Annotated in this window: 23 protein-coding genes; 2 read left to right on the forward strand and 21 right to left on the reverse strand. The window is 67.6% G+C overall.

The window, feature by feature from the left end; genetic code table 11:
• A partial coding sequence (locus tag DID99_RS37955; RefSeq protein ID WP_148094682.1) for a hypothetical protein occupies positions 1 to 190 on the reverse strand: 190 nt, incomplete at its 3' end.
• Positions 191 to 474: 284 nt separating this feature from the next.
• Here DID99_RS37955 and DID99_RS26550 point away from each other — a divergent pair.
• The gene (locus DID99_RS26550; protein ID WP_124667801.1) at positions 475 to 1,347 is read left to right on the forward strand and encodes a LysR family transcriptional regulator; all 873 of its coding nucleotides are present in this window, start codon (positions 475 to 477) and stop codon (positions 1,345 to 1,347) included.
• Between the two features lie 297 nt (positions 1,348 to 1,644).
• On the opposite strand, the gene DID99_RS26555 is transcribed toward DID99_RS26550, so the two are convergent.
• From DID99_RS26555 to DID99_RS26650, 20 genes are all read right to left on the reverse strand, one after another.
• Positions 1,645 to 2,988: an LLM class flavin-dependent oxidoreductase gene (locus DID99_RS26555; RefSeq protein ID WP_124667802.1), complete on the reverse strand. Its 1,344-nt coding sequence runs from the start codon at positions 2,986 to 2,988 to the stop codon at positions 1,645 to 1,647.
• Positions 2,989 to 3,158: 170 nt separating this feature from the next.
• Entirely contained in the window at positions 3,159 to 3,590 is a 432-nt protein-coding gene (locus DID99_RS26560) for a biopolymer transporter ExbD (protein ID WP_044848623.1), read from the reverse strand.
• Between the two features lie 12 nt (positions 3,591 to 3,602).
• Complete coding sequence (locus DID99_RS26565; RefSeq protein ID WP_124667803.1) at positions 3,603 to 4,025, reverse strand: biopolymer transporter ExbD; 423 nt, start codon at positions 4,023 to 4,025, stop codon at positions 3,603 to 3,605.
• A gap of 12 nt (positions 4,026 to 4,037) precedes the next feature.
• Positions 4,038 to 4,976, reverse strand: a complete 939-nt coding sequence (locus tag DID99_RS26570; protein ID WP_124489455.1) for a MotA/TolQ/ExbB proton channel family protein — start codon at positions 4,974 to 4,976, stop codon at positions 4,038 to 4,040.
• 70 nt (positions 4,977 to 5,046) lie between these two features.
• Positions 5,047 to 5,745 (reverse strand): energy transducer TonB, encoded by a 699-nt coding sequence (locus tag DID99_RS26575; protein ID WP_124667834.1) that lies wholly within the window; start codon positions 5,743 to 5,745, stop codon positions 5,047 to 5,049.
• A 202-nt stretch (positions 5,746 to 5,947) separates the two neighbouring features.
• Positions 5,948 to 7,006, reverse strand: a complete 1,059-nt coding sequence (locus tag DID99_RS26580; protein WP_185641371.1) for an LLM class flavin-dependent oxidoreductase — start codon at positions 7,004 to 7,006, stop codon at positions 5,948 to 5,950.
• 57 nt (positions 7,007 to 7,063) lie between these two features.
• A complete protein-coding gene (locus tag DID99_RS38370) occupies positions 7,064 to 8,872 on the reverse strand; it encodes an amino acid ABC transporter permease/ATP-binding protein (RefSeq protein WP_124667835.1) in 1,809 nt (602 codons plus the stop codon).
• A 32-nt stretch (positions 8,873 to 8,904) separates the two neighbouring features.
• A complete protein-coding gene (locus DID99_RS26590) occupies positions 8,905 to 10,227 on the reverse strand; it encodes an LLM class flavin-dependent oxidoreductase (protein WP_124667804.1) in 1,323 nt (440 codons plus the stop codon).
• 44 nt (positions 10,228 to 10,271) lie between these two features.
• Positions 10,272 to 11,273: an LLM class flavin-dependent oxidoreductase gene (locus DID99_RS26595; RefSeq protein ID WP_124667805.1), complete on the reverse strand. Its 1,002-nt coding sequence runs from the start codon at positions 11,271 to 11,273 to the stop codon at positions 10,272 to 10,274.
• Between the two features lie 151 nt (positions 11,274 to 11,424).
• Positions 11,425 to 13,908: a TonB-dependent siderophore receptor gene (locus tag DID99_RS26600; protein WP_124667806.1), complete on the reverse strand. Its 2,484-nt coding sequence runs from the start codon at positions 13,906 to 13,908 to the stop codon at positions 11,425 to 11,427.
• Positions 13,909 to 14,025: 117 nt separating this feature from the next.
• A complete protein-coding gene (locus DID99_RS26605; RefSeq protein WP_124489479.1) occupies positions 14,026 to 14,967 on the reverse strand; it encodes an ABC transporter substrate-binding protein in 942 nt (313 codons plus the stop codon).
• A gap of 30 nt (positions 14,968 to 14,997) precedes the next feature.
• A complete protein-coding gene (locus DID99_RS26610; protein WP_044848940.1) occupies positions 14,998 to 15,555 on the reverse strand; it encodes a GNAT family N-acetyltransferase in 558 nt (185 codons plus the stop codon).
• Positions 15,556 to 15,779: 224 nt separating this feature from the next.
• Positions 15,780 to 17,318: an MFS transporter gene (locus DID99_RS26615; RefSeq protein WP_124667807.1), complete on the reverse strand. Its 1,539-nt coding sequence runs from the start codon at positions 17,316 to 17,318 to the stop codon at positions 15,780 to 15,782.
• Positions 17,319 to 17,322: 4 nt separating this feature from the next.
• On the reverse strand, positions 17,323 to 17,862 hold the full coding sequence (locus DID99_RS26620; RefSeq protein WP_124667808.1) for a GNAT family N-acetyltransferase: 540 nt from the start codon (positions 17,860 to 17,862) through the stop codon (positions 17,323 to 17,325).
• Between the two features lie 70 nt (positions 17,863 to 17,932).
• Positions 17,933 to 18,817 carry an alpha/beta fold hydrolase gene (locus DID99_RS26625; RefSeq protein ID WP_044848943.1) on the reverse strand — a complete coding sequence of 295 codons (885 nt, stop codon included), beginning with the start codon at positions 18,815 to 18,817 and terminating at the stop codon, positions 17,933 to 17,935.
• A complete protein-coding gene (locus tag DID99_RS26630; RefSeq protein WP_124667809.1) occupies positions 18,814 to 20,511 on the reverse strand; it encodes an ABC transporter ATP-binding protein in 1,698 nt (565 codons plus the stop codon). The genes DID99_RS26625 and DID99_RS26630 overlap by 4 nt, the downstream gene beginning before the upstream one ends.
• The gene (locus DID99_RS26635; RefSeq protein WP_124667810.1) at positions 20,508 to 21,338 is read right to left on the reverse strand and encodes an ABC transporter permease; all 831 of its coding nucleotides are present in this window, start codon (positions 21,336 to 21,338) and stop codon (positions 20,508 to 20,510) included. Before DID99_RS26635 ends, DID99_RS26630 begins: the two co-directional genes overlap by 4 nt.
• The gene (locus DID99_RS26640; protein WP_124489480.1) at positions 21,335 to 22,336 is read right to left on the reverse strand and encodes an ABC transporter permease; all 1,002 of its coding nucleotides are present in this window, start codon (positions 22,334 to 22,336) and stop codon (positions 21,335 to 21,337) included. Before DID99_RS26640 ends, DID99_RS26635 begins: the two co-directional genes overlap by 4 nt.
• Positions 22,337 to 22,340: 4 nt before the next feature.
• Positions 22,341 to 23,969, reverse strand: coding sequence for an ABC transporter substrate-binding protein (locus tag DID99_RS26645; RefSeq protein ID WP_260444715.1), 1,629 nt, complete (start codon positions 23,967 to 23,969; stop codon positions 22,341 to 22,343).
• On the reverse strand, positions 23,969 to 25,210 hold the full coding sequence (locus DID99_RS26650) for an SfnB family sulfur acquisition oxidoreductase (protein ID WP_124489464.1): 1,242 nt from the start codon (positions 25,208 to 25,210) through the stop codon (positions 23,969 to 23,971). Before DID99_RS26650 ends, DID99_RS26645 begins: the two co-directional genes overlap by 1 nt.
• On the opposite strand from DID99_RS26650, the gene DID99_RS37410 reads away from it, so the two are divergent.
• The gene (locus DID99_RS37410) at positions 25,209 to 25,589 is read left to right on the forward strand and encodes a hypothetical protein (protein WP_185733820.1); all 381 of its coding nucleotides are present in this window, start codon (positions 25,209 to 25,211) and stop codon (positions 25,587 to 25,589) included. The genes DID99_RS26650 and DID99_RS37410 overlap by 2 nt on opposite strands.
• Positions 25,590 to 25,595 lie beyond the last annotated feature (6 nt).

The raw sequence follows: 25,595 nt of genomic DNA on the forward strand, positions 1-25,595 counted from the left end.
CCGACGCCGTGCGTGCGCGCAGCGTGTTGCCGCGCTCGCCGCTCACCGTGATCGCCGGCAGCGTCGTGCTGCCGGCCGCACCGGCGTCGGGCGCCGGCGCGTCGCCCTGCGCCACGGCGGCCTGCGCCGCGAAAAGCGTGATGCCGAGACCGACGCCGAACCGTGCCGGCCGAACCAATCTGCGAGCCATGACGTGCGGCACGACTGCCGCGCGTGATCTCCCCGAATATCGTTTCATTTCTCTCCTGCAGGTTGATCTGCCCTTGAACAAAAAAACACGGAACGCTTGCATCGATACGCGTTCAACCATTTCCGCTTTCGCGCTTCCGGAATAACGAAAGCACCATTTTCAATATATGGATCGCATCGCACGCCGACGTAAAACGGCCGGCTATACTGCGCGAACCAGGATTCGAACATAGCCGCACAACGCGGTCCAATGACATGTTTTCCTGGCGGTGATAACTCGCGGATATGAACTTCCATCTACTCAAATCGTTCGTTACACTCGCGAACTCGCTGCACTTCGGCTCCGCCTCGCAAGCGCTCAACCTGTCGCAGCCTGCCCTCACGAAACAGATCAAGCGACTCGAAGACGACCTGGGCGCGCCGCTTTTTCGGCGTGACCGGCATGGCACGGAGTTGACGGAACTGGGACGCTATTTCCTCGCCGAAGCCCAACCGCTGGTGGATCAGGCCGAACGCGTCCTCTCGCTGGGAAAGCGAGCCGCGCGCGGCGAAGTCGGACGACTCGCCATTGGCTATAGCTTCTCGACGGTGGAGACGGTGTCGCGTGTGTTGCCGCGCTTTCGCGAGCGTTTTCCCGATGTCGAGGTCACGCTGCATGATCTGTCGTCGGCCGAGCAGATGGAGCGGCTGCTCGAAGGCAGCCTCCAGGCGGGCTTCGTCCGCCTGCCCGTTCGGACCGGTCTCGCGCATCGGCGTCTTCTCTCCGATCGACTCGCGCTCGTCGTACCGCGCACGCTCGCGGACACGATCACGGGTTTCGATTCGCCATTGCTGCGCACGCTGCCGTTTCTATTGCTGCAGCGCGCACGCGCACCGGGCCTGCATGATCACATCGCACGGTTTTGCGAGTCGCGCAGCTTCGAGCCACGCTTCGTGCAGCACGCGAACGAGTCGCTGACGATCATCTCTCTGGTCGGCGCGGGGCTTGGGGTGTCGATCATGCACGAATCGGCGCTGCACTCGCCGGGCGACAAGGTCGTGTGCCTGCCTATCCCCGATGCCGATGCGCGCTGGGATGTCGGACTGACGTGGCGGGACGCAGTGCCCGATTCCATCGTGGAGAACTTCGTCGCTTTGTTGCCGGAAGTCGATGCATAGAGCAGTCTTCCGATCGAACGTGACTCGTCCGTCACGTCACGCACAATCATTCATTTTTGTCATTCGTCGCTTTAAAACCCAGGGGCATTTTTAATGCAGACCGATTGAGCGATCTATCCATATTCGCGCCAACAGGGCCGCCGATACGCTCGCGGCCACACTACCGCTCGCATTTGCCGGACAGGTGTCGAGACGAGCACCAGAGCGGCGCCGCCTTACCATGCCTGCCCGCGCAGCGAGTGCCGGTACGAACCGCCAGCTCGCCACCGCGCGACCGTCGGCGCGTTCCAGATGAATTTATGCCGCCGTGTAGCGATTGCGCGGATAACCCACGCCGAGATGGTCGCGCAAGGTCTCTCCCTGATACTCGGCACGGAACAGCCCGCGCTGTCGGAGAATCGGCACCACCTGTTCGACGAAATCGGTGAATGCCGAAGGCGTCCCGCCACCGACGATGAAACCGTCAGCCGCGCCGGCCTCGAACCATTCCTGCAAACCATCCGCGATCTGCTCCGGGGTCCCGATGAAACGCGGGCGCGGCGCAGCCGATTCGAGCGCGACCTCGCGCAGCGTCAGGCCGCGCTCGCGCGCATTGCGCTTGATCTCGTCCGTCCCGCTGCGGAAACTGTTGCTGCCGAGGTCGCCGATTTCCGGAAACGGCGCGCCGAGCGGATACTGGCCGAAATCGTGATGCTCGAAAAACCGGCCGAGATGGTCGAGCGCGCTTTCGATCGTGATCAGTGTCAGGCTCTCCTGGTATTGCCGTTCCGCGTCCTCGGCAGAAGCGCCCACGATCACGCCGATGCCCTGGAAGATCTTCAGGTCGTCGGGATGCCTGCCGTGCCCGCTCACCTGATGCTTGAGATCGGCATAGAAATCGCGCGCCTGAGCCAGCGTGTCGTGATGCGTGAAGACCGCATCCGCATGCTTCGCCGCGAGCTGCTTGCCCGCATCCGACGCGCCGGCCTGGAACAGGACGGGACGCGCCTGCGGCGTACGCCCGACGTTCAGCGGCCCCTCGACGGAGAAATACTTGCCCTTGTGATCGAGCGTATGGAGCTTGGCCGGATCGAAGAACACGCCGCTCGCGCGGTCGCGCACGAACGCGTCGTCCTCCCAGGAATCCCAGAGCCCCTTCGTGACCTCGAGATATTCGTCGGCGATCCGGTAACGTTCGTCATGTTCGGGATGCGCGGTGCGCGAAAAATTCCGCGCGGAACCTTCGAGCGGCGACGTCACGACGTTCCAGCCCGCTCGCCCCCCGCTCAGGTGATCCAGGCTCGCGAACTGCCGGGCAACCGTGAACGGTTCGCTGTAGGACGTCGACAGGGTTCCCACCAGCCCCACCCGTTCCGTGACGGCCGACAGCGCCGACAACAGCGTGAGCGGCTCGAACCGGTTCAGGAAGTGCGGAATCGACTTCGCGTTGATATGCAGGCCGTCCGCCACGAATACGAAATCGAACTTGCCCGCCTCGGCCTGGCGGGCCACGTTCTTCGCGAAGTCCGGGTTGATGCTTGCGTCGATCACCGCGTCGGGGTGCCGCCATCCCGCGTAATGTCCACCGGGTCCGTGGATCGTCGCGCCAAGATGAATCCGCCTGGAACGCCCGTTCGCCCGCTCTGCCTGCGCTTCGCTCATGATGTCACTTTCATTGGTTGTACTGATGTTGTAGGAAACTACGCTTCCTCTCCCGCTTCATCCGCTTCGTCTTCATCGGCACGGCGGTGCGGGAAACGTCGCTTGCCTGAAGATCGGCACCCGGCCGCCCCGCTCCGGCACCCGAGCGCTCGACGAACCTTCCGCGCGACTCATTGCATGTACTGTTCGTTGCCGATCAACCCGATCTTCGTCGCCCCTTCGCGCTGGGCCGACGCCAGCACTTCGGCCACCGCCCGGTAAGGCGCCGCCTTGTCCGGGCGCAACCGGATCTCGTCCTGGTCCGCCTCGGCCGCCACCTCGCGAAACTTCGCGTCCAGCGCCGCGCCGCCCCGCACGGCCGCGCCGTTCCAGTTGACCGAGCCGTCCGCGCCGATGTCGATCTGCACCACCTGAGGCGGATGCGGCGGGACGGGCGGATTCCCGACCGGCAAGTTCATCTTCACCGAATGCATCTGGATCGGGATCGTGATGATCAACATGATCAGCAGCACCAGCATCACGTCGATCAGCGGCGTGGTGTTGATGTCCACCATCACATCCGGCTCGTCCCTGCCCGCGCCGGAACCTGCGTTCATACCCATCGTTCGAACTCCCTAGCCGCCCCGTGCGGGGGGCTGAGTAATGAAGGAAAGCTTGCCGATCCCGGCCCGCTCGCACGCCGTCACGACCTTGCCGATGTACTGATACGGCGTGGCCTGATCGCCGCGCACGTGCACGTCCGGCTGCGGCGTCTGCGCGGATACGTCCTTCAGCCGCGCCACCAGCGTCTGCAGGTCCACATGCTCGGTGCCCCAGAAGATGTCGCCCTGCCGGTTCACCGCGAGCTCGATGCTTTTCGGCTGCGTCTGCAGCGGCTGGACCCGCTCCTTCGGCAACTGCACCTGGATCGTATGGGTCACCACCGGGATCGTGATCAGGAAGATGATCAGCAGCACCAGCATCACGTCCACGAGCGGCGTCGTGTTGATCGCCGAGATGACCTCGTCGTTGTCGTCACCGCCGACACTGATCGCCATGACAGCCTCCGCTCACGACTGAACCGCCAGCGCCTGCGGCGCCGGTGCCGCGGGCGTCGCGCTGCTGCCGGCCGCGCGCCGGCCGCCCGCGAGCAATACCGTATGCAACTGCGCGCCGAAGTCGCGCACGCGCTCCATCACGGACTTGTTCCGGCGCACGAGGAAGTTGTAGCCGAGCACGGCCGGTACGGCCACGGCGAGGCCGATCGCGGTCATGATCAGCGCCTCGCCCACCGGGCCGGCGACCTTGTCGATCGATGCCTGGCCGGCGATGCCGATGGCCGTCAGCGCGTGATAGATGCCCCACACCGTGCCGAACAGCCCGACGAACGGCGCCGTGGATCCCACGGTGCCCAGAAACGCGAGGCCGTCCTGCAGCCGGTTCGACACGTTGGTGATCGAACGCTCGATGTTCAGGTCGATCCAGGTATTGCGATCGACCGAATCGAGCAGCGCCGTGTCGTGATGCTCCCCGGCCTCGATCGCGTTCTCGGCGATGAAACGGAACGGCGACGCATCATCGAGCTGGGCCGCGCCTTCGGCCAGCGTCGGCGCATTCCAGACCTGCTCGTCGGCCGATTTCGCGCGGCTGTTTGCCCGCACCTGCTCGAGGAACTTGGTGATCATGATGTACCAGCTGCCGAGCGACATGACCACGAGCAGCCCAAGGACGAAGCGGGCCACGAAGTCGCCGTTCGCCCACAGGGCACCGAGGCCATACGGGTTCTCGACGGTTGCCGACGTCGCGGGCGCGGGCGGCGGCGCCGAAAGATCGGCCGCACTGGCGGCAGCCGGTGCCGCCGCGGTCGGTGCCGCGCCGGATGCCGCCCGGCCGGGCGCCGATGCCGCTGCTTCCTGTGCGAGCACGGTGTGCGGTGCGACCAGGGTGCCGCCAATGCCGGCGGTGATCATCAGACTTGCCGCAAGTGCGGCGCGAAAGCGCTTTTTCATAAGGACTCCATCCGTATACGTCGTGTGTCGATTCGTGAAGCCGGCCAGCTCGAACGGCGTGTGGCCGGCATCAATTCAGATTGAAGGAAAACGGTACCCGCACCCGCACGGGCTGCCCCTGCGCAATGCAGCGAAAGCGCTTGACCGCACTGAGCGCCGCCCGATTGAGCACCGGGTCCGCCGGCTGCGCGAGCCTCAGGTTCGTGACGCGACCGTCCGGGTCCACCGTAAACTCGACCGTCACATCGCCCGTGATGTTGTTGTCCTGCGCCTCGGGCGGATAGACGATCGACGAGCGGACTTCGTCCGAGTTCGGGCAGACGACGCCGACCTCCTGGTTCACCGGCCTCGCGACCGGCGCCGGCGCAGGCGCCGGCGCGGGCGGCGCCTCGTGCACGGGTGCGCTCGGGGCCGGCGCGGCCTGGTGCGTGATGGTCGGCGGCGGCGGCACCTGCACGTGGACCTCGGGCGGCGGCACGAACGGCGGAGGCGGCGGCGCCACCCGCGGCTTCGACACGACCTTCTCGACCGGCTTCGGCGGCGGGGGCGGCGGCGGTTTCACCGGCACGATGATGCGGGTCTCGATCGGTTGCTGGACGATCTCGACGACCCGGGTCGCCAGGCCGTTCACCAGCGCCCAGATCAGGACGAGATGCAGGCCGATGGCGATCGCGATGCCGCCGAAGCGACGGACCGGATGGGTCCGCTTGTTGCCGAACTGGCGCGGACGGCCGATTGCCGCGAGTCGGGTTTGAGAGGCGCTAGTCATGTTCAGTCCAATGGCAATAAGGTCGGGCGTTCGGCGCCGCCTGACATCGGCGGGCCGGCGCACGGACGGCGGCGCAAGCGATTCGCCGGCGCGTGACCGGCCGCGCGCGTGGCGGCGAGACGGTCCCGGCCCGCGCGGCCGTATCCGCCCCGTCGCCGATTCCGGTCACGCACGCCGCCCGACGCACGTCGTGTCGCTCCCGTCAGGCCGCGACCGGCTCTCGCCGGTCGGCCGGACGCCAGCCGAGTGCCGGGGCGATACGCGTGACGAAATCGTCGAGAATCTGCCGGTAACTTTCGAACGGCAGGTCGTAAGGCAATTCCAGGCGCAGTTCCCGCACTTGTCCGACCACGGGGTCGGCAAGCAGCCGCTCCACGATCTCGTCCGAGGTGCCGACGAGATCCGGTGCGAAGAGCGTGCGCCGTTCGCCCTGCGGCGCCAGCGTGCGGGCATGGCGCGCGTCTGCAAACGCCCGATAGCGTTCACGCTCCCGCGCATCTGCACTGTCGGTCGGGACGATCACCCGGCCCAGCGCGATACGGGGTGCGGCGGCTTCGCTCCAGTGACGGCGGTACAGCTCGAGCTGCCGAAGCTGGGCGTCGACATAACTGTCGGTTCCCTCGCCCGTGGTCAGATTGCCGATCAGCAAGTTGAAGCCGTTTCTGGCGGCCCACTCGATCGAACGCCTGGAACCGCCCCCATACCAGAGCCGGTCCGTCAGACCGGGCGCATACGGGCTCACCCGCGGCCGCACCCGGCCGGCGGCCGATTCCACGAACGTGTCGTCGTCACCGAGCCAGTCGCCGGCGAGATTGCGACGCAGGCGTGCCACCCGTGCGTGCGAGAAGTCGACCAGGTCGGGATCGGTGTCGAACAGCCGCTCGCCCAGCAGCGCGCCGTGATTCGGCGCGCCTGCGCTGAGCCCCACATTGAGCCGGCCGTTCGACAGCACGTCCACGGTCGCCAGATCCTCGGCGAGCCGGAACGGATTCTCGTAGCCCATCTGGATCACCGCCGTGCCGAGCCCGATCCGGCTCGTCCGCTGGCTCGCCGCCGCGAGAAACGTGGCGGCCGAGGACACGGCGCGCTCGAGATGACGCTGCCGCACCCAGGCGCTGTCGTAACCGAGTGCCTCGCCGACGCGAAACAGCTCGAGCGTCCGCTCGAATCCGGCGGCGGCGTCCTCGTCGGGATAATTTCCCGGTGTGAGGAATGCAATGTGATCGATTCGTCCGTTGCTCACTTTTTCATCCTTCGTCATTTGCCACGGTGTCGATGCCATGTCGTGCCGGCCGCAAGCCGGGAGACCCGCACATGACTACGACAGCACCCTGGACAGGAACTCGCGCGTACGCGGATGCGAGGGCGCCGCCAGCACCGCCGACGGCGGCCCCGACTCCACGATGCGTCCGCCGTCCATGAAAACGATCGTGTCGGCCACTTCGCGCGCAAAACCGATCTCGTGCGTGACGATGATCAGCGTCGTCCCGGAACGGGCAAGCTGACGAATCACGTCGAGCACTTCGTTGACGAGCTCCGGGTCGAGCGCGGAAGTCGGCTCGTCGAACAGCAACACCTTGGGCTTCAGCGCGAGCGCGCGGGCGATCGCCACGCGTTGCTGCTGCCCGCCGGACAGCTGACGCGGCCACGCATCGGCCTTGTCGGCCAGGCCCACGCGGGCGAGCAGCGCGCGTGCTTCCGCTGCCGCCCGTTCGCGCGGCAGGCCGGCCGCGACCGGCGCCTCGACGACGTTCTGGAGCACGGTCAAATGCGGGAACAGGTTGAAACTCTGGAACACCATGCCGACCTCGGCGCGGCGGCGCAGGATGTCCTTTTCCTTGAGTTCGTGGAGCGTGCGCCCGTCGCGGCGATAGCCGACCAGTTCGCCGTCGATGTCGATGAAGCCCTCGTCGACACGCTCGAGGTGGTTGACGGTACGCAGCAGCGTCGACTTGCCGGAGCCCGACTGCCCCAGAATGACCGTCACGCTCCCGGACGGGATGGCCAGCGAAACGTCGTCGAGCACCTTCTGCGCCCCGAAGCGCTTCGATATGCGATGAATGCCGACGGCCGCCCCGACGCGCTGTTTCGCCCAGCCGGTCGTCTCGGCACCCGCCGCCGCGTCGTCCGGCTGGCTGCCCGCCACCGCGACCGGGGAAAGCAGCGTCTCGACCGAACGGAAACCTTTGCGCAGGAATGCGGAAACCGGCGACACGGCCACCGGGTCGCGCGTCGCACCGCGCGCATAGTGGCGCTCGATATGAACCTGGATCGCGGACAATACGGTCAGGATCACCAAATACCAGACGGTCGCGACCATCAGCATCGGAATCACTTCCAGGTTGCGGTGGTAGATGATCTGGACCGTGTAGAACAGATCCGGCATCGCGAGGATATAGACGACCGCGGTGCCCTTCGCCAGTCCGATCACGTCGTTGAACGCGGCAGGCAGGATCGCGCGCATCGCCTGAGGCAGCACGATGCGCCAGGTCTGCCGCGCGCGCGGCAGGCCGAGCGCCGCCGCGGCCTCGCGCTGCCCGTGGTCGACCGACAGGATGCCGCCGCGGATCGCCTCCGCCGCGAACGCGGCCTGGGTCAGCGTCAGCCCGAGGATCGCTGCCATGAACGGTGTGATCAGATCCGTGGTCGGGCCGTGCAGGAACACGATGTTCGTGAACGGAATCGCGAGCCTGACCGTGTCGTACAGATAGCCGAGATTGTTCAGCAACAGCAGCAGGACGATGGTCGGAATCGAACGGAACAGCCAGATGTAGGCCCACGCGCACGAGGACAACAGCGGCGAGCGCGAAAGTCGCGCCAGCGCGAGCGGAACGGCCAGCGCGAAGCCGAGGACCGCGCCGAGCGCCGTCAGCAGCAGCGTCTGCCCGAGCCCCGCGAGCACGGCTTCGGAGAAAAACCACTGCGCAAAGACTTTCCAGCCCCAGTGCGGGTTGTCGAGCACCGAATAGAGAACGGCAGCGATCAGCACGATCGCCCCGGCGGTCCCGAGCGTCCTTGCCGGATTGCGGGCAGGAACGACCCGGTATTGCGCGTAGTCGGGTGGCGCCGATGACGCGCCTTCGGCCACGAAGGGTGCATGACCGGCAATCCTGGAAATATCGTTCATCACGCTGCCTTTGCGCATGTCATGTCGATCCGTCACGCAGTCTCTGCGGTTGCGTAACGGCTCGCGCGGCGCGGCAGGCCGAGATGGTCCCGCAGCGTGGCGCCCGGTAGCGCACGGTGGTAGCGGCCCCGTGCCTCGAGTGCGGGAATCACGTAACGGACGAAATCCTCGAGCCCTTCGGTCTGCACCTGGAAGCCGAGAATGAAGCCGTCGGCCGCGCCCGCATCGAACCAGCGGATCAGTTCGTCCGCGACCGTCTCGCCGGTGCCGATGAACCCGGGCTTCGGCGTCGCCACGTCGAGCGCCACCTCCCTGAGCGTCGAACCGTTTCGCCTGGCCTCGTCCTTGATGCGATCGGTCGTGGAACGGAAACTGTTCCTGCCGAGCTCGCCCAGCTCAGGAAACGGCGCATCGAGCGGATACTGCGAAAAGTCGTGATGCTCGAAAAAGCGGCCGAGATAAGCGAGCGCCTCGTCGATCGTGAGCAGATCGCGAATCGCGCGGTACTTCTCCTCGGCTTCTTCGCGCGTCGCACCGACGATCGGTCCGATACCGGGGAAGATCTTCACGTCGGTGCGCGCGCGGCCGTGCGCCTCCGCGCTGTCGCGCACGCGCTCGGCAAATGCGCGCGTCTCGTCCAGCGACGGCGCGTGCGTGAACACGGCATCGGCATACTTGCCGGCCAGCGCGATACCGTCATCCGACGCTCCCGCCTGGAAAATCACCGGCTGCCCCTGCGGCGAACGCTGGATGTTGAGCGGCCCGGCCACCTCGAAAAAGCGGCCCTTATGGTTCAGCGGGTGCAGCTTGTCGCGATCGAAGAAGCGGCCGCTCGCGCGGTCGCGCACGAACGCGTCGTCGTCCCAGCTGTCCCACAGGCCCTGCACCGCCTGCAGGTATTCATCGGCGATCTCGTAACGCAGTGCGTGATCCGGATGTGCGCCGCCGTAGTTCTTCGCCGAGCCTTCGAGCGGCGAGGTCACGACGTTCCACCCGGCGCGCCCGCCGCTGATCAGGTCGAGCGACGCGAACTGGCGGGCGACCGTGAACGGATGGCTGTACGACGTGGACAGCGTGCCCGCCAGCCCGATCTTCGATGTGGCCGTCGCAAGCGCGGACAGGATCGAGATCGGCTCGAAGCGGTTCAGGAAATGCGGGATCGACTTCTCGTTGATGTAAAGGCCATCCGCGACGAACACGAATGCCACGCCGTTGGCTTCGGCCTTCTGCGCGATGCCGGTGACGAAGTCGATGTTGACGCTCGCATCGGCGGGGCCGGCCGGATGCTTCCAAGAATTCATGTGGCCGCCTGCGCCATGCAGCATCAGGCCGAAAGTGAGGTTGCGTTGGGTCATGTTCGAATCCGCGGTCTGAAGAATGAAAAGGCAGCCAGGCGCCGTCACGCGCCGACCGGCTGCTCGAGACCTGCCAGCGCCTCGATCGAGGCGAGGCGCTTGGCATGGTCCGCCACCGGGTTGTCGATGACGAACTCCTCGATGCCGAAGCGCTCATGCAGCGCATCCAGTTCCCGACGCACCTCGTCCGGCGTGCCCGCCGCGACCTGCGGACGCAACTCGTCGATTCGATAGTCGGTGACGCCGATCTGGCGCGCGAAATCGGCCGCCGCCTCCGGGCTCTGCAGGTTGACGCTCTGCCCGTTGCCGAATCGCAACTTGAAGATCCGCAACGCGCCGACCTGGCGTCTGGCGTCCTCCGACGATTGCGCGGCGACCGCGAACAGGGCGAGCAGCGGCACACGGCCCGTCGCGCTGCGATAGACGTCGAGCGACCTTTCGATATTGCCGATGTCGCCGTTGAAGTGGCCTGCGTAGCAGAACTGCCAGTCATGCCGGGCGGCCAGTTCGGCACTTTCCGGACTACCGCCCAGCAGGATGCGCTGCGGCGATTCCGGCGGCGCGGGCAAGGCGACCGCCCCGGCCAACGGGTGGTCCGGCGCGACGCCGTCGCCGAGAAACGCATCGAGTTCGGCGAGTTGCCCGGCAAAGTCGGGCTTCTTCGCCTTGTCGTGAAACCATTGCAATGCCCGCGTCGTGAGCGGCAGCCCGCCGGGCGCCTTGCCGACGCCCAGGTCGACACGTCCGGGCGCGAGCGAAGCCAGCGCACGGAACGATTCGGCGACCTTGTAGGGGCTGTAATGCTGAAGCATCACGCCACCCGAGCCGACGCGAATCCGCGACGTATGCGCAAGCAAATGCGACACGATGATCTCCGGTGCCGAGCTCGCGAGACCCGGCGCGCCATGGTGTTCCGCAATCCAGTAGCGCTTGTAGCCGAGCGCTTCGGCACGCTTCGCAAGCGCGATCGTGAAGTTCAACGCGTCGTGCGCGCTCGCCCCTTCTGCAATCGGGCTTTTGTCGAGAATCGAAAGGGAATAAGACATGAAGCTCAACCTTGTAAGTCGGTCGTCCCGCCGAAATGAAACGGCCTCGGACGGGCGCCGAAAAAGCGGAACATGCCGGACGGATCATTCATTATGGATAACGGCTCATCTGCCCGTTACGGTCATTTCTTCTATGAATATGGCCGATCGATCAGAACAGATAGCGTGCCCGCAGATAATAGAAACCGCCGTTGACGCCGATCGTGCTGCCGCCGCTGTACTGGATGCCTTCCAGCTGCGCCTCGTACGGCAGCTTGCTCGGGCGGACGTCGAACAGGTTCTGCGCGCCGGCCGCGATCTGGAATTTCTTGGTCACGTCATAGCGCACCTCGACATCGGTGACATAGCGTGCGGCCTCCTCGAAGTGAACGAACTGGGAGGTCGAGAACGCGTTCGGTCCGACGATGTAGGTCGCTTCTCCCGAGGTCTTCCCGTAACGCGTCTCGTGGAGCGTCACGGCCCACTTGTCGAGGCGCCAGGTGCCGCCGACGATGATCTTGTTCTTCGGCGTCGTGGTGGACAGCGACGCGATCTGCTGCGCGTTCAGCGACGGCCTGCCGTTCGACCCGTTCGCCACGTGCGTGACCGAGGTCGTATTCAGGTTCACCCCGAAGTCCCAGTCCACCTGCCCGTACCGGCCGAAACCGGTGTGGTAGGTACCCGCCAGGTCGATCCCTCGCGTGCGCGTATTGGCGCCGTTGGTGAAATAGCTCGCGCTGACCGCCGACACCGGCACCGATCCCGGGACCGTCAGCCCCGCCCCTTCGAGCGCGGCGATGGCCGCCGCGCCCGACGCGGTTCCGCCGAGCACGATGCGGTTGCGGATGTTGATCTGGTAAGCGTCGATCGTCAGCTGCAGGTTGCGAACGGGATTGAGCACCAGACCGAAGTTGTAGCTGGTCGACTCTTCAGGCTTCAGCGCCTGCGCACCGATCAGGCGCGCGCCGGGCGAGGTCGTCGCCAGGATGCCGCCCACCGACGCCGGCGACGTGGTCACGCTGGTATAGGACTCCTGGGCCAGCGACGGCGCACGAAAGCCGGAGCTGACGCTGCCGCGAACCGCAATGGCCGGCGAAAACTGGTAGCGGGTGGCGATCTTGCCGTTGGTGGTGTCGCCGACGTCGTTGTAGTGCTCGTAGCGGCCCGCCAGATTCACCTGCCATTTCGGCGTCAGGTAGGTCGACAAATCGATGTACGTGCCGATCACGTTACGCGAGATGTCGCTCGCGCTGACGGGCGCCAGGCCCGGCAACGCAGCCGACCCGCCGTAGATCCAGGATGCCTGCTCGCCGTTGCGGATCGTATAGGTTTCGCGCCGCTGCTCGACGCCCACCGCGACGTTCAGCGGCGCCGGCAGCAGCGGGACATTGAATGCCCGCGACAGGTCGAGGTTGTTGGTCAGCTGCGTATTGCTGACGGTCGACAGGTGGAAGGTGGTCGGCGTATAGCCCGATGCCGCGTACAACCCGGTGTTGGCGGAATTGCGCATGCCGAACACGCTGTAGTCCCCGCCGTAGGTCGTGCTGAAATCCCACGCCCAGCCGAACAGGTTCTTTCCCTTGATCCCCGCCGTCACCGAGTAGTCGTTCTCGTTGATCGTTTCGACCGGCACGAAGCCGTTCGGGTAGACCTGCGGCAGCACGAAAGGCGGACGAAAGTTCTGGTACGCATCGCCGTTCCGGTGTGCGTAAGTGCCGAAACCGTAGAGTTCGACCTCGTCGCCGAGGTAGTAGCCGGCATTGAAGCCGACCGTCTCGCGCGAACTGGCCGGGTCGCCCAGGATCGGGTTGTAGTAGCCCTGTCCTTGCGGAAAGCGCCCGAAATAATCGTCCGGCCCGGTGCGGATCGTATGGTTCTGCCGGTCGAACCCGGCGCTCAGGTCGAGAAAGCCCTTGTCGGCGAGATTCAGGCCGATCGTGGCCGACTCGCTCGTCTTGAAACCGTCGCCGGAGTATGTCTGCCCGTTCGTCGTGGCAAGCTCGCCGCCGCGCGCATTGCGCTTCAGGATGATGTTGATCACGCCCGCGATCGCATCCGAGCCGTACTGCGCGGACGCACCGTCGCGCAGCACTTCGATGTGGTCGATCAGGCCGACCGGAATGGTATCGATGTCCACGCCGGTCGAGCCCTGGTTCAGGCCCGGGTCGAGCGTGATGTTGGCCGTCGTATGGCGGCGCTTGCCATTCACCAGCACGAGCACGTGGTCGGGCGTGAGGCCATGAAGCGACAGCGTATCGGTCAACACGCCCGTGTCGCCGGAGTACGAGGTCCGGGTGATCGACGGCGAGAGTTTCACCAATGCGTCGCGCAGGTTGGTTTGCCCCGTCGCGCGCAATTGATCGCCACCGATCACGTCGATCGGCGTCAGGCTCTTGCTCGCACGCGTCTCCGTGCGCGAACCCGTGATCACGACCCGGTCCTGAACCTGTACCTTGCCGTCCGGCGCGGCCGACGCCGACGATGCCGGTGCGACCGCACTACTGGCCGGCGCCGCGACCGCCGCCGCCCCGTCCCCCGCTCCCGCTCCCGCTTCCTGCGCCCAGGCCGCGCCGTGAAAAACGCTTGCCGCAACCGCCACCGATATCACCGTCCTGCGCGTCTTCGGCGAGACCCCCTCGCCCCGTGTGTGCCGCATGATTTCTCCGTTCTTTGCCGATTGAAGGCACGCTACACGCTGCCTTTTAGTAGTAGTCCATATGATTAGCCGAGGATTTTCCGCATGACGGCCGTGCTTCGGCCGCTCATGACCCGATCAGAGATCGGGGAGCCCCGGAGGATTCGTCGCGGCCTTCGTGATCGCCTCGCTGTCGAGATTCCAGCGGCCCAGCACCTGCTGGTACTTGCCGTTCCGGATCAGGTCGTTGATGGCGTAGGTAATGGGCACGGCCAGTCCGCCGCCCTTGCGGGTGGTGACGGCAACTTCCGCCGTGCGGGGCCACCCGCCGCTGACCGTGCCGACCTGCCGGATCTTCACACCCTGGCTCGCTTGATAGACCAGCGCGGCATTGACGCTGAAAATCGCGTCGGCGCGCCCCGATACCAGCGCCAGCGTCCGCACCGACGGATCCTCGTAATACAGCACGTGAATCGGCTTCAGCCCGTGTGCGACGTTTTCCTTGTCCCAGGCCAGCAGGATCTTTTCCTGGTTGGTTCCGGAGTCGCCGATGACGCGCAATCCGGCGATATCCCTGGGCTCGCGAATCTGCTTGATGGGACTGTTCTGCTCGACGTAGAAACCGAGCACGTCGCGGCGATAGGTCGAGAAGTCGAATTTCTGTTTGCGCGCTTCCGTCACGGTCACGTTCGACAGCACCGCGTCCACCTTGCCGGACGCGACGGCAAGCGGCCAGTCCGCCCAAGCGAGCGGCACGAGCTTGAGCTTCAGTCCGAGTTCGTCCGCAACCAGTTGGGCGAGATCCGGATCGGCGCCGACGATCGTTTTCGCGTCCGTTGCGTATGCACTGATCGGGGGAAATGCCACCGCGATGCCGACGGTCAGCACGCCCTTCTCGGCAAAACGGAAGTTCTCCGGGATCAACTTGATCGCCTCCGCATCCGGCGTGACGCGCGGGCGATCATGCTGATCGGGGCTCAGGTTGAACGACGTCGCCGATTGCGCGATGCCGGCAACCCCCATTACCACCACCGCAAACGCACCGGACAAGGCCAGGCCGATTCCGCGACGACGATTCATTTTTCGGTATCCCGTGGAAGTGTTCATGCGTCATGCACCGAACGGCCGACCCAACGGCCTGTCCGGCTTCAGATCCTGCAAATGTTCGATACGACCGGGTTCGAGCAGATCCTTTGCGAAAGGCAGTCGCCAATGCACTTCCGGTGCGATCGCCGGATCGTATAGCGGTTCGTAGCCGGTGCCGAGATAGAGCGCCGAGGCCTCCGGTTGACGAAATCCGGTCGTGAGATAAACCCGCCGGTATCCCTGCTTCAACGCACGTGCTTCGAGCTCGGCCACCACGCGGCGTGCGACGCCCTGGCGACGAACGCCGGAATGCGCCCAGATGCGCTTGAGTTCCGCCGTCGTGTCGTCGTAGCGCTGAAATGCACCGCCGCCCACGACTTCGTCACCGCGTCGAATCAGGATGAAAGCGCCATCGGGTGGCGCGAACAGCGCCGCCGGGTAGGTCAGGAGTTCGTCACGCACGACTTCCGCGGGCACCGCGCGAAAGTCCTGGTAGCGCGTGGAATATTCGACCGACAACTCGTCGAACATGGGCAACGCGAGCAGGTCGAGTGGGGATGTGTCGATTACTTCGTCAGTCACTGATACGCCAGATGCTTCGAGTCATCTGCCTCTGATTTGCCGGGATCGGCGGATTCGTTCGACACGCTTCATGCCGCGCATCGCATCCTGCAATAGTGCGCGCGAACCGTGCGCGCTCAAACCAAGCATTTTCGAAAACGTTATTCACACAGATACACTTAATCAGGATTCCGTATCGTAAATTCGAAACCGCATGGAAAATGCGATTCGCCGCGCAATGCAATTCACCCGGCCGCGTCACGCGCGTGCCTGATCATCCAGTCCGCACACGCTGCCGCAAATGCGCCGGCCACCAGCAGCAATATCGGCACCGACACTTCGACGAACGCATCCCGGTATGCGGCCAGACCTGCCGAAGACGACGCCTGCACCAGGAATACGCCGGTTCCCCACGACATGCCGATCGAGCAGGCGAGTCGCTGCGACAACTGCAGAAACCCGGCAGCAAGCCCCCGCCCCTGATCCTGGCCGATCTCCGCGAGCGTCATGGCCTGGTTCGGCGCATGGATCAGGCCGCTGGCGAACCCCTGCAGCAGGACGATCGCGGGATACGCGAACACGATCCAGCGAACCGCGAAGTACTCGGTCGCCAGACCTTGCGCGGCGACGGCGAGCGCATAACACGCGATTGCGCACACCGTCCCGGCACGGCCGAAGCGCCCGACGAATCGCCAGCTCCACATGGTCGCGGCGATCGAGGCCAGCGCGGCAGGAATCGACAGCGCGGCAAACAGCAGCGGATCGAGATGCAAGCCGTCGAGAAAGAACAAGGCACTGACCATCCCGAGGGTCACGCCCGCCGCGAACTGGCACATCGCCACGAGCGTGCCGAGGACGTACCCGCCAGACCCGAGCAGACCGCGCGACAGAATCGGCGTGCCGCCGCGCCGCTGATACGCCGCCTCCCACGCCAGAAACAGCGGCAACCCGGCCATCGCGACCACGAGACAAACGCGTCGCGGCGGTATGCCGGTGCCGCCGACCAGCGTGGCGAGCATCAGCGCGAGCGTGACCGCGGACAGCAGGGCCAGGCCGACCGGATCGATCGAAAACCGGGCGTCCGACAACCGGTGGCGCGGCAGATGCCGAAGCGCCAGATAGAACACGGCCATTCCGAACGGCGCATTGACGAGAAACAGCAGCCGCCAGCCGAGATCCGGCGGAACCGACGCAAGAATCAGCCCGCCGAGCATCGGGCCGGCGAGCCCCGACAAACCGCCCGCCGACGCGTATCGCCCGAGTGCCCTGGCCTGCGCCGCGCCTTTGAACAAGTCCTGGATCAAACCGAATATCTGCGTATTGATCATCCCCGCGCCGAGCCCTTGCAGCACGCGCGCGACGATCACCGTGCGCGCGTCGTCCGCCAGTCCGCCCAGCACGCTGAAACCCGAAAACATCGCGAGCCCGACCAGAAACAGCAGGCGGCGCCCGATCACGTCGCCGAGCCGGCCTGCCGGGACGAGCGCGATGCCGAACGCAATGGAATAGACCGACGTGATCAGCTGTATTTCGGCTGTCGACGCATGCAGTTCACGCCTGAGCGTCGGCACGGCCAGCGTGAAGATCGCCTGATCGAGAAGCGTGGTGAAGCCCATCGCGACACAGATGCCCAGCACGATGTTCGCACGGGCGCCCGCGCCGTTCGAACCGCTTCCGGCAGCGCGCCGTCGCACCGCCCACCCGGTCGCGCCGGAGGGCCGGCCCAGGGTGACGGGTTGCGCCGGATCATCGCGCACGGACGCGTGCGGCTCGTCGTGAATCATCGATTCAGTCGGGGCTGGCCCGGTGCCGGGCCGGCAGCAGATATTTCTCGAACAATACGCCGGGCGGCGCGTCCTCGCCGAAATCGTGCGACGACAGCAGCGTATAGCCGGAGGACCGGTAAAGGCCCACCGCTTCGGGTTGCCGCGGCCCGGTGCCCAGATGCACGCGCGTGTAGCCTTGCCGGGCAGCCTGCGCCTCGAGCTCGGCCAGCACGCGGCGCGCGAGCCCCTGGCGGCGATGCGCGCGGCTGACCCAGATGCGCTTGAACTCCGCCGTCGCAGGGGTGTGATGGCGCATGAAGGCGCCGCCGGCGATGGCCTGCCCGTCCCTCAGCAGCAGCAGGAATGCGCCCTGCGGCGGCGCGAACGCTTCGCCCGGATAACGCACCAGCTCCTTGCCGAGTTCCTCTTCGGGAATATAGGCCGCGTAGCGGCTGCTGTACTCGTGCGCCAGCTCGTCGAAGAGCGGCCGGGTGAGCGGGTCCGTGGCGGACACGTAGACAAAACGATCATCCCGATCCAGCGAAGATCCGGTTTCAGACATCGACTGCCTCCTCACGAGCCGTTGCCCGGATAACGGGCCGGCTGCTGTTTCATGGTTCTTCGGCGGCCGCTCATCGCACGGGCGCCGCTTGCACGGTGCGCTCGAGCAGCGCACGCAATGCGGCGCCGACCGCATCCGGCCGCTCGAGCATCAGTTGATGGCCGCAGGCGGGCAGCACGCCGAACGACGCATTCGGCAACGCGTCGGCCAGCGCGCGTCCGCCGGCGGGCGGTGTCAGGCCGTCGCTGTCGCCGGCGAGCACGGCGACCGGCAAGTCGAGCGCGGCCAGCCGCGCCGCATCGGGCCACGGCGCGTCGCGCAGCACGGCCTGGAACGTCGTCATCCGGTTGCGGCGCGCGACGCGCGACTCGTAAGCGACGAGCGCCGGGTCGGCCTGCGGATGCCATGCGAGCCGCCGGAAGCGCCGCGCGAACACCGGCTTGATCCATTCGAGCAGCCAGCCCGGCAACGCCGGCGGCCGCGTCACCGGGCGCGCGAGCTGCGTGCCGAGCAGCAGCGCACCGCTCGCTTCGTGCAGCCGCCCGAGCGCCGCCAGCCGCTCGAGCAAGGCGAGCGTGCTTCCCGTGCCCAGCGAATGGGCGACCAGCACGTTGTGCGCACCCTTGTAGCGGTCGAACAGCGCGAGATAGTCGCGCAGCGTTTCGTCGCCGTGATAGGCGCCGCTTCGCGCGGGCGGCCGCGGACTGTCGCCGTGACCGAGGAAATCCCATGCGACGAGTTCGTAGCCCGCATCGGCGAACGTGCGCCACTGCGCTCGCCACTGGTTTTTGTTGCCGCCGCCGCCGTGCGCGAAGAACAGCACCGTCCCCGCATGCGGCGAGCCGCGCGGCGCGGCGCGATGCGCGACGCTCAGCGTGCGCCCCGCGCGCACCTCGACCGGCACGCCGGCCACGACGGCGGAAGCCGCGACCGCGAAGTTCGAATCGGACGTCATGAGTGCTCCTCGTTGGTTCGATGGGCGTGCGCGCTGCCGTCCTGCGTGCCGGTCGCGCTCACGCGCGCCGGCAGCACCGGCATCGCGTCGAGCAACGCACGCGTGTACGGATGGCGCGCCGCGCCGAAAACCTGCGCGGTATCGGCCAGTTCGACGATGCGCCCGGCCTGCATCACCGCGATGCGGTCGCAGATCTGCGCGGCCACGCGCAAGTCGTGCGTGACGAACACGATCGCCATCGCGCGGCGTTTCTGCACCGACGCGAGCAGTTCGAGCACCTGCGCCTGCACCGACACGTCGAGCCCCGACACCATTTCGTCGGCCACGAGGATCGACGGATCGAGCGCCAGCGCACGTGCCAGGCTGATGCGCTGGCGCTGCCCGCCGGAGAATTCGTGCGGATACCGGTCGAGCGCATCCGGCGGCAAGCCGACCTGCGCGAGCAGCTCGGCCGCCCGCCGATATGCCGCAGCGCGGCCGACACCGTGCGCGAGCAGGCCGGTCGCGACGATCTGCGCGATCGTCTGACGCGTGTTCAGCGTTGCGTACGGGTCCTGAAACACCATCTGGACGTCGCGACGCAGCGGCCGCAACGCGTGGTCGGCCAGGCGCGCGAGATCGTGCTCGCCGCGCAGCACGATGCGCCCCGCATCCACCCGCGCGAGCCGCACCAGCGCGCGCGCGAGCGTCGACTTCCCGGAACCCGATTCGCCGACGATGCCGAGCGTCTCGCCGGCATGCAGCGCGAAGCCGACGTCGACCAGCGCATCGACGCGGCGCCGGCCGCGCGCCGGCAGGAACGGCAACGCGCGGCGCGACGCGTAGTGCTTGCGCAGGCCCTGCACGTCCAGCAGCGGCACGCCGCCACGGGCGACGGCACGCGCTGCGACGCGACCGTGCGGCACGGCATCGAGCAGCGCGCGCGTATACGGATGGCGCGGCGCGCGCAGCACGTCGGCCGCGCGACCGCTCTCGACCTGCTCGCCATCGCGCAACACCACGACGCGATCGGCGACGCGCGCGACCACGCCGAAGTCGTGCGTGATCAGCAGCACGCCGGTCCGTTTCGTACGGGCTGCCTGCTCGATCAGCGCCAGAATGCGCGCCTGCGTGGTGACGTCGAGCGCGGTGGTCGGTTCGTCCGCGATCAGCAGGGCCGGCTCGAGCGCGAGCGCCATCGCGATCAGCACGCGCTGGCGCTGGCCGCCGGACAGCGCGTCGGGATACGCATGCCGCAGCCGCTCGGGCTCCGGCAGGCCGACGTCGCGCAACAGCGCCGTCACGCGTGCCGCGCGCGCCGTACCGTCGCCACGGCCGCTCAGCACGCGATGGACGCGCAGCACCTCGTCGACCTGCGCGCCGACCGTCATCAGCGGATTCAGCGCGGCGAGCGGTTCCTGGAAGATCATCGACACGTCGCGGCCGCGCACCGCGCGCCATTGCGCGTCGCTGAAGTGCGTGAGGTCCCGCCCGCGCAGCGCGATCCGCCCGGCCGCGTGCCGCACGCCGCGCGGCAGCAGGCCGGCGATCGCGGCCGCGAGCAGCGACTTGCCCGACCCGGACGCGCCGACCACGCACAGCACCTCGCCGGGCGCGACCGTCAGCGACACGTCGCGCACCGCGTCGCGGCGCTCCGCGCGGGGCGGCAACGCGAGCGTGAGCCGCTCGACCGACAACAGCGGCGCGCCGCTCATCGCCCCGGCTCCGCAGGCGCCGACGCGTGGCGCAACCCTTCGCCGACCCGGTTGATCGCGAGCGCGGTCGCGACGATCGCGAGCCCCGGCCAGATGCTCAGCCACCACGCGTCGCGCACCACGTTGCGCGCCGCGCCGATCATGAAGCCCCAGCTCATCTGCGACGGATCGCCGAGCCCGAGAAACGACAGCGCCGACTCGGTGAGGATCGCGGTCGCGACCATCAGCGCGGCCAGCACCGCGAGCGGCGGCCAGACGTGCGGCAGGATCTGGCGCCGCACGAGCGCGGCCGGCGACTCGCCGGCCAGCCGCGCCGCGAGCACGAACTCCCGTTGCGCGAGCCCGATGAATTCGCCGCGCACGAGCCGCGCGATCGCCGGCCACGACACGGCGGCGATCGCGACGATCGTCGATTCGAGCGACGCGCCGAGCACCGCCGCGATCGTGACCGCGACCGCGAATTGCGGCACGGTCTGGAACAGCGTCGTGAGCGCCATCAGCGCCCGGTCGACCCAGCCGCCGCACCAGCCCGCCAGCGCGCCGATCGATGCGCCGAGTACAAAGGTCGCGACGGTCGCCGCGAGCCCGACGAACAGCGACACGCGCGCACTCCACAGCAGCGCGACCAGCACGTCGCGCCCGAGCATGTCGGTGCCGAGCGGATGGCCGGCCTGCAGCGGCCGCAGCAACGGCTCGCCGGCCATGCGCCACGGCGACGGCAGCCACAGCGGCGCGCTCAGCGCGACGAGCGCGACGACGGCCAGAAACAGCGTGCCGGCCGCCGCGCCGCGCGCGCGCACGAAACGATGCACGAAGCGGCCCGTCATCGCGCGTCCCGCCAGCCGATGCGCGGATCGACGATCCCGTACAGCAGGTCGGTCAGCGCATTGAACAGCACCACGAGCGCCGCGACCACGGCGAGCAGCCCGAGCAGCACCGGATAGTCGCGCTGCAGCAGCGCGTCGTACATCAGCCCGCCGAGGCCGGGCCACGCGAACACGATTTCGGTCACGAGCGCGCCCCCCGCGAGCTGCCCGAGCTGCAGTCCGCCGAGCGTGACGACCGGCAACAGCGCGTTGCGCAGCACGTGGCGGATCATCACGCGCGGCTCGGACGCGCCCTTCGCGCGCGCGGTCCGCACGAACTCGCGTTCAATCACCTCGAGCATCGCGGCGCGCGTGAGCTGCACGTAGATCGCGCCGTACACGAGCCCGAGCGTCGTGGCCGGCAACACCAGGTGCGCGGCCACGTCGAGCGCGTGGCGCCACCCCGTGTAGCCGGCGCCGACGCTTTCCATCCCGAACGACGGCAGCCAGCCGAGCACCACCGAGAACGCGATCACGCTCATCAGCGACAGCCAGAACAGCGGCGTCGCATAGACGATCACCGCGAGCGCGCCGATCGCGCGCGCGATGCGGCGCGCCCATGGGCCGCCGCGCGACTCGCCGTACGCGGCCACCGCACCCGCCGTCACGCCCGCGACGACCGACACGGCGAACGCGGCCGCCATCAGCAGCAGCGTCGCGGGCAGGCGCTCGGCGACGAGTTGCAGCACCGGCAGCTGGTTGCGGTACGAGAAGCCGAAATCGACGTGCGCAAGATCGCGCAGATACAGCGCGAACTGCTCGACGAGCGGCCGGCTCAAGCCGAGCTGCGCGCGCAGCCGCTCGACGTACGCGGCATCGCCCGAGCCCGCGTCGCCGGCGAGCATCAGCGCGGGGTCGCCCGGCGCGAGCCGGACCAGGAAGAAGTTCACGACGAGCACGCCCAGCACGACCGCCAGGCCCCGGAGCACCGTCGACGTCAAACGCAGCGCCGTGTTCATCGCGTCATCCGATCCACGTGTCCTCGAGGCTGTCGTTCACGCTGGTGGCCGTGCGCAGCAGGTTGTGGACGTTGCGCCGGTACAGCGTCGGGTTGACCATCTCGAAGATGTTCGCGATCGCCGCGTCGTTCGCGAGCGTGGTCTGGAGCTGCGCGTAGCGCGCGCGGCGCGCGGCCGGATCGGTGTCCAGCGCGGCCGCGTCCCACAGCGCGTCGGCCTGCGGATTGCGGTAGCCCTCGACGTTGCCGAACGGCGAGCCCTTCGAGATGCCGTCGATCCGGTACAGCGGCGCGACGCCGAAATCCGGATCCGCGTTCTGGAACAGGAAGTTGTAGCTCAGGTCGAAATCCCAGTTCGCGACGCGCGCATACCAGCCGGCCGCATCGGTCGTCTGCACGCGCAGCCGGAAGCCGGCCTGGCCGAGCGCCTGCTGCGTGTATTCGGCCACGCGCTCCCACGCGCCGCCCTTCTCGCCGTTGATCAGCACGAGCGGGAACTTGCCGACGTCGACGCCCGACTGCCGGATCAGCGCGCGCGCCCGCTCCGGGTCGTACGCGAAGCGCGGCACGTTCGGATCGTAGAACGGCGACGACGACACGAACGGCCCGTTCGCGACCTTCCCGTAGCCGAAGAAGATCCGGTCGACGATGAACTGGCGATCGAGCGCGTGCAGCACGGCCTGACGCACGAGCACGTTGTCGAACGGCGGCTTGCGCTGGTTCAGTTCGAGAAAGGCCATCCCGGTGAACAGCTCCCAGCCCTGCGTCGTGATCGCGACGCCCGGCAGCTTCGCGAGTCGCGCGATGTCCGCGTAGTCGACGTCGCCCGCGCGCAGCGCGTGGATCTGCCCGCGCTCGAACGCGATCGAGCGCGCGGCCGCGTCGGGCACGACGTTGAATACGATCCCGTCGAGATACGGCAGCCCCTTCTTCCAGTAATCCGGATTGCGCGCGACGCGGATGTACGCGCCGCGCTTCCATTCGCGGAACACGAACGGGCCGGTGCCGACCGGATGCTGGTTCGCGGGATTGCTGCGCGGGTCCTTGCCCTGGTACAGATGGGCCGGCAGGATCGGCAGCAGCCCGCTGCCGAGCAGGTTGATCAGCCCCGCGTACGGCTTCTTCAGGCGGATCGTCACCTGCAGCGGGCCGCTCGCGTCGATCGACGCGACGTACTTGTCGAACGTCACCTTCGTGCGCGGCAGCGCCTGCGGCGCGATTTCCTTCAGCGTGACCACCACGTCCTGCGCGCCGAACGGCTGCCCGTCGTGCCAGCGCACGCCCGGCTGCAGGTCGAACGTCCAGGTCAGCGCGTCGGCCGCCGCGCGCCAGCTGCGCGCGAGCACCGGCACCGCGCGCAGTTGCGGGTCGAAGCCGAGCAACCCCTGGAAGATCTTGCCGCCGACGTATTGCGACGCGACGTGCGGCGTCAGCGCGTTGACGAGCGACGGCGGCTCCGGCTGCGCGAACAGCGACAGCGTGCCGCCGCGCACCGGCGCCGCCGCGGCGTCGGCCGCGAACACGCGCGCCGCGCCGCCGAGCCCGGCCGCGGCCCACGCGGCGGCGAGCGCATAGCGGCGCCGCGCCGGGTCCTTCGGCACCCACGGCGATGGAGTCGAGAGCGTGTCGGTCATCACAGGTAACCGTGGCGCGGCGGGTTGACGTGGTTGAGCACGTAGTTGCCGATCGCGTGGTATTTCCAGCGCACCGGATCGTGCAGCGTATGGGTGCGCGCATTGCGCCAATGACGGTCGAGGTTGTATTCGCTCAGCACCGAGCGCGTGCCCGACAGTTCGAACAGCTTGTTGGTGGCGAGGATCGCGAGCTCGGTGCTCAGCACCTTCGCGGCTGCAACCTGCACCGATGCGTGCGCGACCTGCGCGTCGTCGAGTTCGGCCGGCAGCGCGTCGAGCGCCGCGGCCGCACGGTCGAGCAGCGCTTCGGTCGCGAGCAGGCGGATCTGCACGTCGGCGACGTCGCGGATCACGTACGGATCGTCCGACGCGCGCGCGATCCCGCTGTCGGCCCACGGCCGGCTGCGCGTGCGCACGAACTCGAGCGTGTCGGCCAGCGCCGCGCGCGCGATGCCGACGTCGATGTTCGCGTGCAGGTACTGCGACACGGGGCCCGCGAGCGTCGGCCGCTCGAACGCGGCCTGGATCGACACCACGTCCTGCTCGTCGACCTCCACGCCCGCCAGCGTCAGCGTGCCGCTCGCCGTCGTGCGCTGCCCGAAGCCGCTCCAGTCGTCGACGATCTCGAGCCCCGGCCGGTCGCGCTCGACCAGCGCCTGCACGTAGCGGCCGTCGTCGTCGAGCGCGAGCACCGCGATCCAGTCGGCGAACAGCGCGCCCGTCGAATAGAACTTCTGGCCGTCGAGCACGAGCCGCCCGCCGCGCCGCGAGAGCCGCGTGCCGATCTCGAGCGCGTTCTTCGTCCCGCGCTCGGACGCCGCATGACCGATCCGCGCACCGTCGAGCACGAGGCCGAAGAACTTGCGGCGCTGCGCGTCGTCGCCCGTCAGCCGGATCACGTCGAGCGCGTGGAAGTGATTCTTCGGCAGCTGGCCGATCGACGGGTCCGCCTGCGCGATGGTTCGCACGACCTCGCCGAGCGTCGCGAGCGACACGTCCGCGCCGCCGAACGCGCGCGGCACCGTGATGCCCCACAGCCCGCTGCCCGAGAACAGGTCGAGCTCCGCGAACGGCAGGCGCCGCTCGCGGTCGCGCAGCGCCGCGTCGCGCGACAGTTCGTCGGCGAGCCGGCGCGCGGTTTCGAGCGCGTGCGCGTCGTCGACGATGCGGCTCGCGGGTGGACGGGAGGACAGCGGGGACGGCGCGCTGGCCGGCGTGTCGGCGGACGTGAATGCGTTCATGAAGATCCTCGTGGACGGGTGCATGGTCTCCGTCGACAGCAAGCACCATGCCAATGCGGTCCCGTCGGCCTGTGCGGCCATCGCGCCGCGCGCGGCGCGCTGGATTTCCAGCGAGATGCCGCAAATGCAGCACGCCGCGCGATGCGCGACGGCGCTGCTGGAATTCCAGCAAAACGACTGGAACGCATGCGCGCGCGCTGCGTCGTCCGGCCGCTGCTTTCGGCCCCCATCCGTTGCGGGGCGTGCCCGAGCGCCCATTGGCACGCCTGTTGCAAAGCCCCGCTCACGCACTGCCGAGCCGCGGCGCCATCGACTCGATACGCGGCACCGCGCCGGACCACACGCACAACAACGCTTCGATTTGGGGATAGACGGATGAAATACA

The organism is Burkholderia sp. Bp8986 (genome assembly GCF_003854225.1).
In the GTDB taxonomy this organism is placed as follows: domain Bacteria; phylum Pseudomonadota; class Gammaproteobacteria; order Burkholderiales; family Burkholderiaceae; genus Burkholderia.